13 protein-coding genes and 1 pseudogene are annotated in these 16,609 nt (G+C 75.3%); 4 read left to right on the forward strand and 10 right to left on the reverse strand.

The features are described 5' to 3' along the window. Positions 1 to 32 precede the first annotated feature (32 nt). Genes LWC35_RS32175 through LWC35_RS32185 form a run of 3 tightly spaced genes read right to left on the reverse strand, consistent with a single transcriptional unit; the run spans position 33 to position 4,801 of the window. Positions 33 to 1,208 (reverse strand): cation:proton antiporter, encoded by a 1,176-nt coding sequence (locus LWC35_RS32175; protein ID WP_232874158.1) that lies wholly within the window; start codon positions 1,206 to 1,208, stop codon positions 33 to 35. Positions 1,209 to 1,220: 12 nt separating this feature from the next. Continuing rightward, positions 1,221 to 3,173: a thiamine pyrophosphate-binding protein gene (locus LWC35_RS32180; protein ID WP_232874160.1), complete on the reverse strand. Its 1,953-nt coding sequence runs from the start codon at positions 3,171 to 3,173 to the stop codon at positions 1,221 to 1,223. Then, positions 3,170 to 4,801, reverse strand: coding sequence for a glutamate synthase-related protein (locus LWC35_RS32185; RefSeq protein WP_232874161.1), 1,632 nt, complete (start codon positions 4,799 to 4,801; stop codon positions 3,170 to 3,172). The genes LWC35_RS32180 and LWC35_RS32185 overlap by 4 nt, the downstream gene beginning before the upstream one ends. A gap of 82 nt (positions 4,802 to 4,883) precedes the next feature. Between LWC35_RS32185 and LWC35_RS32190 the strand changes: the two genes are divergently transcribed. Further along, positions 4,884 to 5,510 carry a hypothetical protein gene (locus LWC35_RS32190; RefSeq protein WP_232874163.1) on the forward strand — a complete coding sequence of 209 codons (627 nt, stop codon included), beginning with the start codon at positions 4,884 to 4,886 and terminating at the stop codon, positions 5,508 to 5,510. Between the two features lie 28 nt (positions 5,511 to 5,538). Here the strand turns inward: LWC35_RS32190 and pdxT are convergent, their stop codons facing one another. Beyond that, positions 5,539 to 6,171 (reverse strand): pyridoxal 5'-phosphate synthase glutaminase subunit PdxT, encoded by a 633-nt coding sequence (gene pdxT / locus LWC35_RS32195; RefSeq protein ID WP_232874165.1) that lies wholly within the window; start codon positions 6,169 to 6,171, stop codon positions 5,539 to 5,541. Between the two features lie 53 nt (positions 6,172 to 6,224). After that, positions 6,225 to 7,634 (reverse strand): NAD-dependent malic enzyme, encoded by a 1,410-nt coding sequence (locus LWC35_RS32200; RefSeq protein ID WP_232874166.1) that lies wholly within the window; start codon positions 7,632 to 7,634, stop codon positions 6,225 to 6,227. A gap of 167 nt (positions 7,635 to 7,801) precedes the next feature. Between LWC35_RS32200 and LWC35_RS32205 the strand changes: the two genes are divergently transcribed. Continuing rightward, positions 7,802 to 9,925, forward strand: coding sequence for an elongation factor G-like protein EF-G2 (locus LWC35_RS32205; protein WP_232874168.1), 2,124 nt, complete (start codon positions 7,802 to 7,804; stop codon positions 9,923 to 9,925). Positions 9,926 to 10,134: 209 nt separating this feature from the next. Here the strand turns inward: LWC35_RS32205 and LWC35_RS40615 are convergent, their stop codons facing one another. After that, entirely contained in the window at positions 10,135 to 11,580 is a 1,446-nt protein-coding gene (locus LWC35_RS40615) for an SDR family oxidoreductase (protein ID WP_232874170.1), read from the reverse strand. A gap of 126 nt (positions 11,581 to 11,706) precedes the next feature. Between LWC35_RS40615 and LWC35_RS32215 the strand changes: the two genes are divergently transcribed. Next, positions 11,707 to 12,354 (forward strand): superoxide dismutase family protein, encoded by a 648-nt coding sequence (locus LWC35_RS32215; RefSeq protein ID WP_232874171.1) that lies wholly within the window; start codon positions 11,707 to 11,709, stop codon positions 12,352 to 12,354. Positions 12,355 to 12,560: 206 nt separating this feature from the next. Here LWC35_RS32215 and LWC35_RS32220 read toward each other — a convergent pair whose 3' ends face one another. Further along, complete coding sequence (locus tag LWC35_RS32220) at positions 12,561 to 12,869, reverse strand: AzlD domain-containing protein (RefSeq protein ID WP_232874172.1); 309 nt, start codon at positions 12,867 to 12,869, stop codon at positions 12,561 to 12,563. After that, complete coding sequence (locus LWC35_RS32225; protein ID WP_232874174.1) at positions 12,866 to 13,546, reverse strand: AzlC family ABC transporter permease; 681 nt, start codon at positions 13,544 to 13,546, stop codon at positions 12,866 to 12,868. Before LWC35_RS32225 ends, LWC35_RS32220 begins: the two co-directional genes overlap by 4 nt. A gap of 53 nt (positions 13,547 to 13,599) precedes the next feature. Between LWC35_RS32225 and LWC35_RS32230 the strand changes: the two genes are divergently transcribed. Then, positions 13,600 to 14,160, forward strand: a complete 561-nt coding sequence (locus LWC35_RS32230; protein ID WP_232874176.1) for a helix-turn-helix domain-containing protein — start codon at positions 13,600 to 13,602, stop codon at positions 14,158 to 14,160. Between the two features lie 131 nt (positions 14,161 to 14,291). Here the strand turns inward: LWC35_RS32230 and LWC35_RS32235 are convergent, their stop codons facing one another. Both LWC35_RS32235 and LWC35_RS32240 read right to left on the reverse strand, forming a co-directional pair. Next, positions 14,292 to 16,088, reverse strand: a complete 1,797-nt coding sequence (locus LWC35_RS32235) for a glycoside hydrolase family 16 protein (protein ID WP_232874178.1) — start codon at positions 16,086 to 16,088, stop codon at positions 14,292 to 14,294. A 361-nt stretch (positions 16,089 to 16,449) separates the two neighbouring features. Further along, positions 16,450 to 16,609 (reverse strand): annotated as a pseudogene (locus tag LWC35_RS32240) (pyridoxal 5'-phosphate synthase lyase subunit PdxS); the annotation flags it as partial.

A 16,609-nucleotide genomic window follows, 5' to 3' on the forward strand; every position in this document is an offset into this window, starting at 1 on the left:
CCCGCGACCGGCACCCGGGCACGGTGGCCACCTCACGCCGGGACGGGAACGCGGCGCGGCAGGAGCGCGAGCGCGACCGCGGGCAGCACCAGGACCGACACGAGCCCGGCGGCGACCAGTGCCGCTCCGGTCGCCGGGTCGAGCAGGGCCATCTCCTCCCCGATCTGGGCCGCCGCCAGGAGGAACGGCAGCGACGTCGCCTGGAGCAGCCCGAGGGCCACCAGCTCGCGACGGCCGAGGTCGCGGCGGAAGGCGAGGGCGGGCAGGCCCCGCACGACCAGCAGCGCGGCCAGGAACAGCGGCACCGCCGCCAGCGCCGCGGGGTGGTCGACCAGCCCGCGCAGGTCGAGCGTGAGGCCGCTCGTCACGAAGAACACCGGTACGAGCAGGCCGAAGCCGACCGCCTCCAGCTTCACCGGGTAGCGCGGGTGGCTGCGCTCGGGGTCCGGGTCGAGCGCGCGCACGAGTAGGCCGGCGAGGAAGGCCCCGAGGATCGCCTCGAAGCCGAGCGCCTCCGCCGCGAGGGCCAGCCCGGCCACCAACAGCACGGTGAGCCGCACGCGCAGCTGGGCGCTGGTGTCGGCCAGCCGCACCACCAGCGCGGACACCCGGGAGGAGTGCTCCGCACCGAGCACGACCAGGGCGACGGCGCCGAGGCCCGCGAGCAGGAGGACCAGGAGCAGCAGCCGCCCGCCGAGCGGGGTGTTCCCACCCGCGAGGCCGACCGAGAGCAGCACGACGGCGGCGACCTCGCCGGCCGAGGCCCCCGCGATCGCCAGCCGGCCGACGGGCCGGTCGCGCACGCCGGCGTCGCCGAGCACCGGGACCACGAGGCCCAGCGAGGTGGCCAGCAGCGCGACCCCGACGAGCGGTGCGCCCCGGACACCGGCGGCGTGCAGCACCCCGACGACCGCGACCGCGGCGAGCACCGACAGGCCGATCGAGAGACCGACGAGGCGGCCGAGGCGGCCGCGGAACCGCCGCAGGTCGACCTCGGCGCCGGCGAGGAACAGCAGGAAGGCCAGCCCGAAGAGGGCGAACGCCTTGACCGTCGCATCGGGCTCGATCCAGCCCAGCACCGCCGGGCCCAGCACGATCCCCGCCACGATCTCCAGCAGCGGACCGGGCAGCGGCAGGGCCGGCACCAGCCCGAGCAGCAGCGGGACGCCCGCGGCGACGGCGAGCACGAGCACCAGGTTCACCGACATCACACCGCCCCCTCACACCAGCTCGCCGTCGCAGTACACGTGCAGCAGGGCGGGCCCCTCGGCCGCGAACAGCTCCTTCATCCCCGCGTCGAGCTCGTCGGCCCGGTGCACCGCGATCCCGGCGGCCCCGCACAGCCGCGCGTAGCCGGCGAAGTCCGGGTTGACCAGCGAGGTCTGCCAGACCGGCAGAGCGTCCGCCAGCTGTTCCTTGCTGATCTTGCCGAGCGCGCCGTTGTCGAGCAGCACGTGCTTGACCGGGATCCCGTACTTGACGGCGGTGGTCAGCTCGGCGAGGTACTGCCCGAAGCCACCGTCGCCGGTCACGGCGACGACCGGCCGGCCCGGGGCGGCGCCGGCGGACGCGCCGCGGGGACTCCGGGTGGCCGCCCACGCGCCGAGGGCGGCCGGGTACCCGAAGCCGATCGAGCCGAGGTAGCCCGACATCAGCACCGGTTGCCCCGCGCTCTCGAAGTAGCGCCCGAAGCCGTAGGCGTGGTTGCCGACGTCGACGGTGATCACGGCGTCGCCCGGGCAGTGTGCGGACAGCGCCGCGAACACCGCCGCCGACGCCACGCCGCGGCCGCGGTCGTCGGCCGCCCGGCGGGCCTTCTCGGCCCGCCAGATCCCCCAGCGGGCGGCGACGTCCGGGCGTTGGTCCACCGCCGCCGGCTCCCTCAGCCGCGCGGCCAGCGCACGGACCGTGACGGCCGCGTCGCCGAGCAGCCCGACCTCCACGCCGTGGAAGCGACCGACGGCCGAGGGCGTGTCGTCGACCTGCACGATCGGCTTGTAGGGCGCGATGCCGGTGTGGTTCGCGAACGACGCCCCGACCACCAGGAGCAGGTCGGCCTCGTTCATCAGCCACGACGCGACCGGGGTGCCGGAGCGGCCGAGCACGCCCGCACCCAGCGGGTGCGTGTCGGGCACCAGGCCCTTGGCGCGGAAGGTCGTGAGCACCGGCGCACCCAGCCGCTCCGCCAGGGCCTGCAGGTCGGCCGCGGCGCCCCGGGCCCCCTGCCCGGCGATGATCACGGGCCGGCGAGCGGCGGCCAGGCGGTCGACGGCCGCGGCGAGCGCCGCCTCGGGCGGGCCGACCGCGGCATCCGCGCACCGCCCGGCGGGGATCCCGGCCGGCGCCCCGGCGGGCAGGTCCTGCACCTCGTCGGGCAGGACGAGGTGGGCGACGCCGCGGCCGTCGACCGCGTGCTTGACGGCGGTCGCGGCCAGCTCCGCGTGGTCGGAACCGGCGTGCACGGTGACGGTGGAGACCGCCACGTCGCGGAAGGCCGCGGAGAGGTCGAGGTCCTGGAAGGCGCCGCGGCCCAGCACCGACGACGGGACCTGGCCGGAGATCGCCACCACCGGGGCGCCGTCGAGCTTCGCGTCGTAGAGGCCGGTCAGCAGGTTCGTCGAGCCCGGCCCGGCGATGGCGAGGCAGGCGGCGGGGCGCCCGGTGAGCTTCCCGTACGCGGAGGCGGCGAACGCCGCCGCGCCCTCGTGCCGGATGCCGACGTAGCGCAGCTCCTCGCGGTCCTCGGCCCGGCGCAGCGCCTCGGCGAACCCGAGGTTCGAGTGCCCGACCATGCCGAACACCGTGTCGACGCCCCAGGCGACCAGCGTCTCCACCAGCACGTCGGACACGGTGCGGGGCCGTTCGGCGCGGTCGGGCAGCGCGACCCACACGGAGTCCCCGCGCTCCTCGACGGGGTAGGCGACGGGTGCGTCCGAGAATCCCTCGGGCGGGCGCCCGGTCGTCGGGTCGTAGTCGTAGCCGTGCCACGGGCAGCGGAGCAGGCCGTTCTCGATCGACCCCTCCCCCAGCGGCCCGCCCTGGTGCGGGCAGTGGTTGTCCAGGGCGCCGATCCTTCCGCCGCAACGCGAGAGGGCGAGGGTCCGGCCGTCGACGACGGCGGTGCGCACCCGGCCCTCGTCGGGCAGTTCCTCGAGCTCGTACCAGCAGGTCATCGGGTCACCCCCGCGTAGTGGACGCCGACCAGCTCGGCGACGTCGCGTTTCCAGCTCGTGAGGTCCTTCGGCGTGAAGTGCGACAGCGAGTCGTGCCCGCAGGCCCGGGCCAGCACCACCATCAGCTCGGTCAGCGCGTCCAGGTAGCGCGTGAGCTGCTCGGCCGCGCGCTGCACCGGCAGCCGCGCCCGCAGGTGCGGCTTCTGCGTGGCGATGCCCATCGGGCAGTTGTCGGTGTGGCAGGCGCGCATCCCCACGCAGCCGATGGCCTGCAGCGCCACGTTCGACACCGCGATCGCGTCGGCCCCGAGCGCCAGCGCCTTGACCATGTCCTGGGCCCGCCGGAACCCGCCGGTGGCCACGAGCGTGACGTCCCGGGCCCCGGCCAGGTCGAGGTGCCGGCGGGCGCGGGCGAGCGCGGCCATGGTCGGCACGCTGATCGTGTCGCGGAAGATCGTCGGGGCGGCGCCGGTCCCGCCGCCGCGGCCGTCGAGGATCACGTAGTCGACGCCGAGGTCGAGCGCGGCGTCGAGGTCGGCCTCGACGTGCTGCGCGGACATCTTCACCCCCACCGGGATGCCGCCGGAGCGCTCCCGGACCCGGTCGACGACGGCGCGCGCGTCGAGCAGTGTGGTCCAGTCGGTGAAGCGGGCCGGCGACACGGCCGCGGTGCCCTCCGGGAGGCCGCGGACCTCGGCGATCCGGCCGACGACCTTGTGGCCCGGGAGGTGGCCGCCGGTGCCGGTCTTCGCCCCCTGGCCGAGCTTGAGGTGCAGCGCCTGCACCTGGTCCAGGCAGGCCTCGTCCCAGCCGAACCGGCCCGACGCGAGCTCGTACAGGTAGCGCGAGCACTCGGCCTGCTCCTCGGGCAGCATCCCGCCCTCGCCCGAGCAGATCGCCGTGCCCGCGCCCTCCGCCCCGCGGGCCAGCGCGGTCTTCGCCTCGGCCGAGATCGCGCCGAAGCTCATGTCGGACACGAAGACCGGGATCTCCAGGCGCAACGGACGCGCCGCGGCGGGACCGATCGTGACCGCGGTGTCCACCGGCTCGTGGTCGAGCATCGGGAAGCGGTGCAGCTGCGCGGTGAGGACCTGCAGGTCGTCCCACGACGGCAGCTCGGGCCGCGGGACACCCATCGCGGCGACCTGCCCGTGCACCCCGGACAGCCCGTTCCTCGCCAGCCGGTGGATCTCGCCGACGTACGGTTCCTCCGGCGTGTCCTGGTGCGGGTCGTCGAACAGCCGGTCGTAGGTTGACGCGACCCGCCGCTCGGGGCGCCGCGCGCGGTAGTCCGCGAGCTCGGCCTTGTCCACCAGCACCTCGTCGTCGACGACGTGGCAGGTGAATTTGGAGAGCCGCTCGGCCGGGTTGTACGCCGAGACGCCGGTGTCGAGCCGGTAGTCCCAGCCGTGCACCCCGCAGACCAGGTTCCCGCCCTCGACCCGCCCGTCGGCGAGCAGCGCGCCCCGGTGCGGGCAGCGGCCCTCGAAGACGTGCGCCTGCCCGTTGCGACGCACGACGACGAGGTCGATGCCGTCGGCCTCGGCGTGGACGGGTCGGTCCTCGGCCAGCCCGTCCCAGCGGAGGATCGGCAGGAGGTTCGTACCGGTGGCTGTCTCGGTGTCCATGTAACACTCCCGGCTCCGTCCGACACTGGTGGGGACACAGAGCACGCCGGACGGGCGGGCGTTACACGATCGGGAGGACGGGATGGACGAGCGGATCCTGGGGACGACGCGGCGGGCGCTGCACGCGATCGCGGAGTCCGTCATCGCGGGCCCGCAGTACCGGGCCTACGGCACCATCCGGCTGAAGGTGACGCCCGGCGGTTTCGGCGGCACCCTCTCCGGGCTGCGGGTGGAGCACACCGAGCTGGTCTGGCGGGGCGGACGGGCGCCGCTCGCCGGCACGTGCCGGCAGCTCGCCGAGGCCGCGGGCGTGCAGGTCGGTCCGCCGGAGGGGGTCTACTCCGACGGTTCGGGTGTCGGCGCGGACGAGCCGTTCGCGCCCGACCCGGTCGCGGTGGAGCACCTCGCGGACTGGTTCGCCCGGGGGGACACCGCGCTGCGGACCCTCGGCGAGCCCGTGCTCTGGCCGGAGCACTTCGACCTGGGGGTGACGGCCGACCGGGTCAACTACGGCGTCTCCCCCGGCGACGCCGCGCACCCGGCCCCGTACGCGTACGTCGGCCCGTGGGAGCCGCGCACCGGGCCGTTCTGGAACGCCCCGTTCGGAGCGCTGCGGCCGGCGTCGGAGCTGCCCGACGCCCAGGCGCTCGCGGCGTTCCTGGCCGAGGGCCGCGCGGCCGCCCAGCGGGACCCGGCCGCGACGGGCTGACCGCTCCGCCCGGCAAGGGGCGGGCCGCTCAGCTCTGCCGGACGATGTCCGCGAAGAGGGCGTGCACCCGGCCGTCGCCGGTGAGCTCGGGGTGGAACGCGGTGGCGATCACCGCGCCCTGCCGCACCGCGACCGGACGGCCCGCCGCGGCGCCGGGGTCCTCGCCGGTGCTCGTGACGGGCGGGACCGCGGCGAGCACCTCGACGTCGTCGCCCGTCTTCTCGACCCACGGCGCCCGGATGAACACGGCCCGGACCGGGCCGCCCTCGACGCCGGTGAAGGCGAGGTCGGTCTCGAACGAGTCGACCTGGCGGCCGAAGGCGTTGCGCCGCACCACGACGTCGAGCCCGCCGAGCTGCTTCTGGTCCGGGCGGCCGTCGAGCACCTCGCCGGCGAGCAGGATCATGCCGGCGCAGGAGCCGTAGGCGGGCATGCCGTCGGCGATGCGGTCGCGCAGCGGGTCGAGCAGCTCGAACACCTCGAGCAGCCGGCTCATCGTGGTCGACTCGCCGCCCGGGATCACCAGCCCGTCGACGGCGGTCAGCTCGGCCGGGCGGCGGACCGGCACCGCCTTCGCGCCGGTCGCCTCGAGGGCGGCGGCGTGCTCGCGGACGTCGCCCTGGAGGGCCAGGACGCCGATCGTCGGGACGGCTCCGGTCACTGCTCGATCACCACGTCTACCAGGGTAGACGGTGACGCGGCCCACCCGCGGAGTCACTGGCCGGCAGCCACCTCGCCGGCCCGGGCGGCCTCCTGGGCGGCGTGCCGGACGGCCTCGGCGACCGCGGGGGCGACCGACTGGTCGAACACGCTGGGGACGATGAAGCTGGCGTTGGGCTCGTGCACCACGTCCGCGATCGCCGCCGCGGCCGCGAGCAGCATGCGGTCGGTGATGTCGTGGGCCTGGGCGTCGAGCAGGCCGCGGAAGACCCCGGGGAAGGCCAGGACGTTGTTGATCTGGTTCGGGTAGTCCGAGCGGCCCGTGGCGACGACGGCGGCGTGGTGCATCGCGATCGCCGGGTCGATCTCCGGGTCGGGGTTGGCCAGCGCGAACACGATGGCGTCGTCGGCCATCGTGGCGAGCTCCTCGGCGCCGAACAGGTTCGGCGCGGAGACGCCGATGAACACGTCCGCCCCGACCAGCGCGTCGGCCAGCGACCCCTGCCGGCCGCGGTGGTTGGTCTGCTCGGCGATCGAGGCCAGGTTGTCGTCGAGCCCGGGGCGCTCCTTGTGCACGATCCCGTCGATGTCGACGGCCAGCACGTCGCCCGGCTTCTCCGACTGCAGCAGCCGGATGATCGCCGACCCGGCGGCGCCCACCCCGCACACCACGATCGTGCAGTCGGTGATCTTCTTGCCGACCACGCGCAGGGCGTTGCGCAGCGCGCCGAGGACGACGACGGCGGTGCCGTGCTGGTCGTCGTGGAAGACCGGGATGTCGAGCATCTCGCGCAGCCGACGCTCGATCTCGAAGCAGCGCGGCGCGGCGATGTCCTCCAGGTTGATCCCGCCGTAGGCCGGGGCGATCACCTCGACGGTGCGGATGATCTCCTCGGTGTCCTGGGTGTCCAGCGCGACCGGCCAGGCGTCGACCCCGGCGAACCGCTTGAACAGCGCCGCCTTGCCCTCCATCACCGGCATCGCCGCGGCCGCGCCGAGGTTGCCCAGTCCCAGCACCGCCGAGCCGTCGGTGACCACGGCGACGGTGTTGCGCTTGATCGTGAGCCGGCGCGCGTCGGACGGGTTCGCCGCGATCGCCTGGCACACCCGCGCGACGCCGGGGGTGTAGGCGCGGGAGAGGTCGTCGCGGTTGCGCAGCGCGACCTTCGACTGCACCTCCAGCTTGCCGCCGAGGTGGATCAGGAAGGTCCGGTCGGACACCTTGCGCACGTGCACGCCGGGCACCGCGCCGAGCGCGGCGGTGATCTCCTCGGCGTGCTCGGAGTTGAGGGCGTTGCAGGAGATGTCGACGACGATCGTGGCCGTCCGCGCCTCGACGACGTCGAAGGCGGTCACGACCCCGCCGACGTTGCCGACCGCCACGGCCAGATCCCCCGCGGCGCTGGCGGAGGCCGGGGCCTCGACGCGGACGGTGATGGCGTATCCGGGACCGGGAATGGGCACGGCCAAGGACCCTACTCGCGCCGGTCGCGTGACCCCGCTCGCGCCGCCACCGGATTGGGCAACCGTTGAGGCGGACCCTGTGCGCGGGGTTGTGCCCGCGCGGCGAGGGGAGTGGAATCGCTGTGACCCCCAGCACAGCGGAGTGCACCCCAGCGGAGGTGGTCGCAATGACCGTCAGATCAGACCCCAAGACCGGCCAGCGCGGAGCATCAGACGGGATCGGGGCGCCGGTCACCGATCCCGCGCTCATCCGGAACGTCGCCCTCGTCGGGCCGTCCGGATCGGGGAAGACGACGCTGGTGGAGGCGCTGCTCGCGCACACCGGCGTGATCCCCCGGCAGGGCAGCGTGCTCGACGGGACCACGGTGTGCGACCACGATCCCGCCGCCGTCCGCCAGCACCGCTCGGTCACGCTCGCCGTCGCGCCGCTCCGGCACGGCGAGCTCAAGATCAACCTCATCGACACACCCGGCTACGGGGACTTCGTCGGGGAGCTGCGCGCCGGCCTGCGGGCCGCGGACGCCGCGCTCTTCGTGGTCCCGGCCATCGCGGGCGCGGACGGCGAGGGCATCGACGCCGGGACGATCGCGCTGTGGGAGGAGTGCGCCGCCGTCGGCATGCCCCGGGCGCTCGTCGTCGCGCGGTGCGACCAGGCGCGGGCGGACGTCGAGGCGACCCAGATCGCCTGCCAGGAGGCGTTCGGCGGGGTCGCGCCGCTCTACCTCCCCATCGAGGACGGCTTGTACGGCCTGCTCAGCCAGACCCCCGAGGGCGCGGCGCCGGCCGGGGCGGAGGAGGCCCGGGCCACGCTGATCGAGGGGATCATCGAGCAGTCCGAGGACGAGACGCTCATGGACCGCTACCTCGGCGGCGAGGAGATCGACACCGCGGCCCTGATCGGGGACCTGGAGACGGCCGTCGTGCGCGGGGCCTTCCACCCCGTCGTGCCGGTCTGCGCGGCCAGCGGCGTGGGGCTCGACGCCCTGCTCGAGGTGCTGTCCCGCGGGTTCCCCTCACCCCTGGAGCGCCCGCTGCCGGCCGTCACGACGATCGACGGCAGCTCGCACGAGCCGCTCACCGCCGATCCGGAGGGCCCGCTCGCCGCCGAGGTGGTGCGGACCTCCGCCGACGCCTACGTCGGGCGGGTCTCGCTGGTCCGCGTGTTCTCCGGGACGCTGCGGCCGGACACGGCGGTGCACGTGAGCGGGCACGTCCCCGCGCCGCGCTCGAGCCCGGAGGAGGCCGAGGCGTTCCCGTCCGGGCACGACTCGGACGACCGGCTCAGCCACCTCTACACGCCGCTCGGCTCCACGCTGCAGGAGACGGACGCCTGCGTGGCCGGCGACATCTGCGCCCTGACGAAGCTCTCCGGGGCCGAGACCGGCGACACCGTCTCCCACGCCGAGCACCCGCTGCTGCTGCGCGCCTGGGACCTGCCGGAGCCGTTGCTGCCGATCGCGGTGGTCGCCAAGGACCGCAGTGACGAGGACGCGTTGGCGCGCACGCTCGGCAAGCTGGTCGCGGCGGACCCCGGGCTGATCCTGGAGCGCAACCCGGAGACCCACCAGACGGTGCTGTGGTGCACCGGCGAGGCGCACGCGGACGTCGTGCTGTCCAGGCTGCGCGAGGCCGGGGCGAACGTCGAGACCGAGCCGGTCCGGGTGCCCATGCGGGTCACCCTGGACCACAAGGCCAAGGTGACCGGCCGGCACGTCAAGCAGTCCGGCGGCCACGGCCAGTACGCGATCTGCCACGTCGAGTTCGAGCCGCTCCCCCGCGGGTCCGGCTTCGAGTTCAAGTCCGCCGTGGTCGGCGGGTCGGTGCCGACGCAGTACGTCCCGAGCGTCGAGAAGGGCATCCGGGCACAGCTCGAGCGGGGCCTCGTCGCACCGGCGGAGGGCCCGGACGCGCCGCCGCACCCCGTCGTCGACGTCCGCGCGACCCTGGTCGACGGCAAGGCGCACAGCGTCGACTCCTCCGACGCGGCCTTCCAGACCGCCGGCGCGCTCGCGCTGCGCGAGGCGGCCGAGGCCTGCGGGGTCACGTTGCTCGAGCAGGTCGACGAGGTCGCCGTCACGATCCTCGACGACCACCTGGGCGTCGTCCTCGGCGACCTGTCGTCGCGCCGGGGCCGGGTGCTGGGCACCGAACCGACGGGCACGGCCGGGCACACCGTGGTCCGGGCGGAGGTGCCGGCCGCGGAGCTGCTGCGCTACGCGGTGGACCTGCGGGCGATGACCTCCGGGACCGCCACCTTCACCCGGGTCTTCGCGCGGTACGGGGAACGGTAGGGACCGGGCCGGACGCGACGGCTCGTGGCGGACCCGCCGGACCGTCGGGGGTCGGTCCGGGCGGGCGCAGCCGTTGCGGGGGAGCGGACGGCTGCGGGAATGCTCTCGGTGATCACCGGTGCCGGTCAATCCGGGGAATCTCACGGTACGCAGTGGTAACGAAAGGTGCGTGCGCAACGATCCTGGGTCGGCTGACGGTGTTGCCAGACTCAGGTTTCCCCGTCCGGCCGTGTGCGCTGGCCCGCCCGGCGCTCCGCCTCGTAGGCCACCATGCGCGCCATCACCCCGAAGACGAGATCGTGCCCGGGCTTCTGCGCGTACCAGTAGACGCGTCCGGCGAGCCCTCGCGGACGGAAGGTGACGGTCTGCGTGTACCGGCTCGCGCCGCGCCCGGCCGGTTCGACCGTCATCCGCAGGCGAGCGACGCCCGGCAGCCGGGTCTCCGCGCGGAGGGCGAGGCTCCGGCCCTGGTCGACCTCCTCGACCCGCCACCAGTCCACCGGCGCGCCCGGCTCGAGCCGCTCCGGACGGCCGCGGCGCAGCCCGACGCCGCCGACCAGGCCGTCGAGCCGCTGGCGCAGTGCCCAGGCGCCGGGGACGGTGTGCCAGCCCTCCTCGCCGCCGAGTCCCGCGACCACGGACCACAGGACGTCGGCCGGCGCGTCGACCTCCTCGACGTGGCGTCCCCTCAGTGTGGGCGGCCCGGCCCCCTCGGGGTCGGTGTCCGCGGCGCCGGCGGAGCCCTCCTCGGCCACCGCCCGGCGCACCGCCTCGCGGTAGGCCGTCCGGCCGCCCGGCGGGTCCCCGACCAGCGCGGACAGGTCGGACTCACGGCACACGAGGTCGTAGGCCATCGACTCCAGCAACGGCCCGGCGAGCTCCCGGTCGACCGGGGTCAGCGCCTCGATCGCGCGGGCGCCCAGCCGCGGCGCCGCGACCGGCACCGGCACGGTGAGGGCGCGACCCAGGCCGGCCTCGCGGGCGTACCCGCGCAGCAGCTCGACGTAGCTGGGGGCGTCGGGACCACCGACGTCGAACGCCCGGTTCACCTCGGACGGCAGCGACAGGCAGGCGGTGAGCCAGTACAGGACGTCGCCGATCGCGATGGGCTGCACGCGGTTCCAGGCCTGGTCCGGCAGCGGGAGCACCGGCGGCCCGCCGAAGACGGTCTCCGCGAGGTGCCGGATCATCTCGAAGCTCGCCGACCCCCGGCCGACGACGATCCCGGCCTGCAGCACCGCCGCCGGCACCGCGCCGGCCAGCAGGATCTCCCCGACCTCGTGCCGCGAACCCAGGTGGGCGGACGTGGCCGGCCCGGAGGGCTGCAGGCCGCCGAGGTAGACGATCCGCCGCACGCCGCCCGCCGCGGCGGCGCCGGCGAGGGTGCGGGCCGCGGCGCGGTCCCGGTCGGCGAAGTCCGGCCCGTCCATCGAGTGCACGAGATGGACGACGGCGTCGGCGCCCCGGCAGGCCTCGCCGGTCGCCGCCGCATCGGCCACGCTCCCCCGCACGACCTCGACCCCGTCGGCGAACCCCGCGCGCGCCAGCCGCTCCGGGGACCGGACGAGACAGCGGACGGTGTGCCCCTCGGCGAGCAGCCGCGGCACCAGCCGGGTGCCGACGTAGCCGGTCGCCCCGATCACGAGAACGCGCACGGACCCGATCGTCCCCGATCCCCGACCCGACCGCTCGTCCTCACCCACCCGACCTCCGGCGCCACGATCGGGCTACCGGGCGCGGCAGGCTCCGTTGATCACACCCCCATGGGGTATGTCTGATTCATGGTCCCCCCACGCACCCTCCACCGCCTCGTCCTCCCGGCGCTGGCCGTCCTGTCCGTCGCGCTCGTCGGATGTTCGTCGCCCGCGCAGTCCGCGTCCACCGAGACCGGCACGCCCGCCGCCACCACCGCCCAGGCCGCACCCGCCGCGGGAACCTCGGGCGGCGCCCAGGCCGAGGTCGACGTCGAGGCGACCTTCGGCACCACCGGCGACGCGATCACCTACAACCCCGAGCTGGTCCCCGCCGGTGCGACGGCGAAGGTGACCTCCTCGACCGAGGGCACCAGCTCGACCGTCACCCTCGCGGTCACCGGCCTGGTGCCGAACCGCACCTACGGCTCGCACGCGCACCAGAAGCCCTGCGGTCCGGCCGCGGCGGACTCCGGCGCGCACTTCCAGCACGTCGCCGACCCGGTGAACCCGAGCGTCGACCCGGCCTACGCCAACCCGCAGAACGAGGTGTGGCTGGACTTCACCACCGACGCGCAGGGTGCGGCCACGATCACCGCGACCCAGACGGAGTGGGCGTTCACCGACCAGGCCGCCCCGCAGTCCGTGGTGATCCACGCGATGAGGACGGCGACCGAGCCCGGCAAGGCCGGGACGGCGGGCGACCGCGTCGGCTGCGTGACCGTCGACTTCGCCTGACGGCCGAGCCTCGGGCTGCTCGGAGCACGTGCGAGCCCGTCACCGCGACGAGCTCACGCGGGTTGCTACCCGCCACGCCGACCGCGGCGGGGTCACGCTCGGGGACGGGCGGAAGGATCGCGACGACGGCGACGACACCCGCCGCGAGGACGAGCAGGCAGAGGAGGAGCGGGGCGCGCGGGCGCAGTCTCGCGGGTTCGTCCCGATCATCCGACGCCGACGGCGCGCAGGCCCGCCGTGGTCCCGGCGGCGAGCACCACGACCAGCACGAACGGCACCTTGAGCCACGCGGCCACCCCCCCGACGAGCACCCCGGCGGGCCGGGCCCAGCCTGCGAAGCCGCCCGCCTCGGTCAGCGCGGCGGCCGCGACCAGGGCGACCAGCAGGGCGGTCGCACCGAGATCGCTGAGCCGAGCGAGCCGCTGCGGCAGCGTGACCTTGTCGCGCAACAGGATCCCGGCCAGCCGGACCAGATAGGTACCGGCCGCGAGGGCGAGGACGGCCGTCCAGGTCATCGGTCCGCCTCCGTCCGGCCGGCGAACAGCAGGCCCAGCAACGCGACCAGCACCGGCAAGCCGGGCGGCAGGAAGGGCGTGGCCGCCAACGCGACGACGGCCGCACCCAGGCCCACCCGTCGGGCGTCGGGCGCGCGCAACGAGGGCAGCAGGAGCGCCAGCAGGGCCGCCGGGAACGCCGCGTCGACCCCGAAGGACGCCGGGTCCGGCACCGCCGATCCGGCCAGCAGGCCGACGAGGGTCCCGGCGTTCCAGCCGACGAACAGCAGCGCACCGCACGCCCGGTATGCCGCCCGGGCACGCGGACCGCTCCCCCGCGCCCGGGCGAAGGCGACGTTCTCGTCGATCAGGATGTGGGCACCGAGGAGCCGGGCGGGGAACGTCCGGCCCGCGAGATCGCCGATGGCCAGCCCGAACGGCAGGTGCCGCAGGTTCAGCAGCAGCCCGGCCGCCACCGCGGCGACCGGTGCCCCGCCCGCGGCGACGACCGCCACGGCGAGGAACTGCGAGCCGCCCGCGAAGACGAGCACGGACATCGCCACCGTGAGCAGCGGCGGGACCCCGGCGGCCGCCGCGAGGGCTCCGAAGGACATCCCGACGACCGTGATCGCCGCTCCGAGCGCCAGGGCGTCGCGCAGGTCGCCGCGCTCCAGCGCCGTTCGCCTTGCCGAACACATGACCGCTAGAATGAACACCGTCGAGGCGTTCGTCAAACCGAATAGGGAGACCGATGAACCGAACGGACGGCACGCCGCTCGCGGCCATCGCCTCCGCCGTGCGGCGCGAGCGGACCCGCCGGGAGCTCTCGCTCGGCGAGCTCGCCCGGCGGGCGGGGATCGCGAAGTCCACGCTGTCGCAGCTCGAGGCGGGGGCGGGGAACCCGAGCGTCGAGACCCTGTGGGCGATCGCCGTCGTGCTCGACGTCCCGTTCTCGCAGCTGGTCGACCCGCCGGCGCGGGCCGTGCGCGTGGTGCGCGCCGGGGAGGGCGTGGTGATCCCGAGCGAGCACTCCCCCTTCACCGGCACCCTGCTGGCCGCCTGCCCGCCCGGGGCCCGCCGCGACCTGCACGTGATCACGGCCGAACCCGGACCGCCCCGCACCGCCCACGCGCACATCCCGGGGACGACCGAGCACATGGTGGTCACCGCGGGCCGGTGGTCGGCGGGGCCGGAGGGCGAGGAGGTCGAGCTCGGGCTGGGCGACTACGCCTGCTTCCCCGGCGACCGCCCCCACGCCTACCAGGCCCTCGAACCCGGTACCGCCGCGGTGCTGGTGATGGAGTACGTGTAGCCACTCCCCCGAGTCGGGAGCTCCAGCAGCGCGAGTCGGGAGCTCCAGCAGCGCGAGTCGGGAGCTCCCGCAGCGCGAGTCGGGAGCTCCAGCAGCGCGAGTCGGGAGCTCCGGCAGCGCGGGTCGCGAGGTCAGCCGGCACGGACCGCGGTCGGCACCAAGCCGTGTTGCGGGGTCGCGGTGTCCGCCGCGCCGGGGTCGACGCCCGTCGGCCCGAGCAGCGCGTCCGGCGCGCCTTCGGTCAGCCGGCCCTGCGGCGCAACGGCGTCGGCGGCCGCCGACGCGGCGTCCACGCCGCCCTCGGCAGTCGCGGTGGCGCGGTCCGCGACATCTCCGGCGGTGTCGCCGGCGTGCTCCACGGCGCCTTCCGCGGCGGCGGCGGCGTGGTCCGCGGTGCTCGCGACCGGTGCGCGGGCGACGTCGGCACCGCCCTCGAGGGCGTTGCCGGTCGCGTCGTGCGCAAGGTCCTTCGCGTGCGCGACCTCGCCCTCGGCGGTCTCGGTCCCGCTCAGCGGGTACTGCTTGACCCAGTCGACCTGCATCTCCGACTGCTTCACGTCGCCGCCCTCCGGGAACCAGTCGAGCTGGATCGTGAGGTGCATCGGCCCGGGCGGCAGGATCGAGGTGTCCTTCGTGCTCCACCACTCCTTGCCGTCCAGGAATGCGGTGATGTGGTCGGGCGTCCACTCGACCGCCCAGTCGTGCCACTGGGTGGCGTCGACGTCGACGCTGCCGTGCTCCTGCTGGTTGTCCTTGCCGTAGTGCAGGAACATGTCCGTGGACTGCCGCTTCGCGTCCGACATCTCCATGAAGTCGACCTCGCCGCCGACGGGCCAGTTCTCCGCGTCGGGCCACAGCAGCAGCACGGCGTGGTACGTCGGGTCGGAGGCCGGCGCCTTGACCCGGGCCTCCCACCGGCCGTACTTCTGCCCCTTGCCCCACGCCATTCCGCCGGTGGTGCCGTCGGACGTGCCGGTGACGGTGAGGATGCCGTCCTTGACCGAGAACGCGCCGGGCGAGCGGCGGCCGGCCCCGTTGTGGCCCGCGCCGTCGTAGACCTCCCACTCCTTGCCGAGCGAGGTGCCGTCGAACTCGTCGACCCGGTTCGGACGGCCCCAGTTGTGCAGCACCGCCGCGCTGGTGGCCGCGCCCGCATCGGCCGGGCAGGGAGCCGGCGCGGGGCTCGGGACCAGCCCGGCACCGGGGGCCACTGCACCCGGGGCGGTTCCGGACGGGGCTGTCGGAGCGGCCGCCGCACCGGGGGTGGTTGCGGCCCCGGGAGCGGTCGCGACACCGGGATCCGTGACGCCGGGCGCGGCCGGCGCGACACCGGGATCCGTGACGCCGGGCGCGGCCGGCACCTGCAGCGCCGGAACGGGGTCGGCCGACGGGGTGGCGACGACCGGGGCCCGGCCGGGAGCGGCCGCGGGCTGCGGCGCCGTCACCTCGGGGGCCGAGGGGTTGCCCGGCGCGGTGACATCCGCGACCTGGGCAGCGGGCGCCCCCGGTGCGCCCTCGTCCGAGGCCGCGCCGGAGCCGCCGTGCTCCCCCGACCCCGACCCCGAACCGCCGCCGGAACCACCGGAACCGCCACCGGAATGGCCGTGATCACCGGAGTGCGCGTAGCCGGAGTGCGCGTCACCGGAGCGCCCGTCGCCGGAGTGCGCGTCGCCGGAACCGCCCGCTCCGCCACCGGAGCCGTGGTCGCCGCCCGCCGAGCCCGGGCCCGCCCCGTCGCCACCCGTGTCCCGCGGCGCGGCGCCGACCCCTCCGCTCCCCGCTCCCCCGCCGGGGTCGGCGGGCGCGACCGCCGCGGCAGGCGGTGTGCAGTCTGCCGGGGCCGGGGCCGTCGGCGCCGCGAACGCCGCCACCGAGCCCGCGATCATCGCCGTGGCGACGATCCCGCCGATGGTCACGTATCGCCTCATCCGACTCCTCCACCACTCGAATCCCAGCTGTCACACGGACCCTAGGACGCACACAGTCACCGAGGACCCTTGATTCATCAGGTCGTGGGACGCGAGAACCGCACCGGGTGACACCGTGAGTAGGCGGAGGTTTGGACGATTCGCGGTTTCCGGTTCACAGAGCGCGACGAGCGGCGATCCGGGCTGCCGGGCCGGGTCCGGCGTGCCCGGAAGAGTGACGGGCCAGGTCAGCGCCCGCGTACGCGGCACCCGGCGACGACACGATCACCACACTCCGTGTCCGCCGCGCCGAGACCGCGCCGGAAGAACCCGAGAACGCCGAACGCCCCGCACGAGGCGGGGCGTTCGGGACGGGTTCAGCTCACCAACCGCGGTCGGCGTAGCGCTGCTCGGCCGGCAGGTCCGGGATGTTGATCCCGACCATCGCCTCGCCCAGCCCGCGGGAGACCTTCGCGATCACGTCCGGGTCGTCGTAGAACGTGGTGGCCTTGACGATCGCCGCCGCACGCTGCGCCGGGTCG

The organism is Pseudonocardia kujensis (assembly GCF_021283305.1).
GTDB classification, from domain to species: domain Bacteria; phylum Actinomycetota; class Actinomycetes; order Mycobacteriales; family Pseudonocardiaceae; genus Pseudonocardia; species Pseudonocardia kujensis.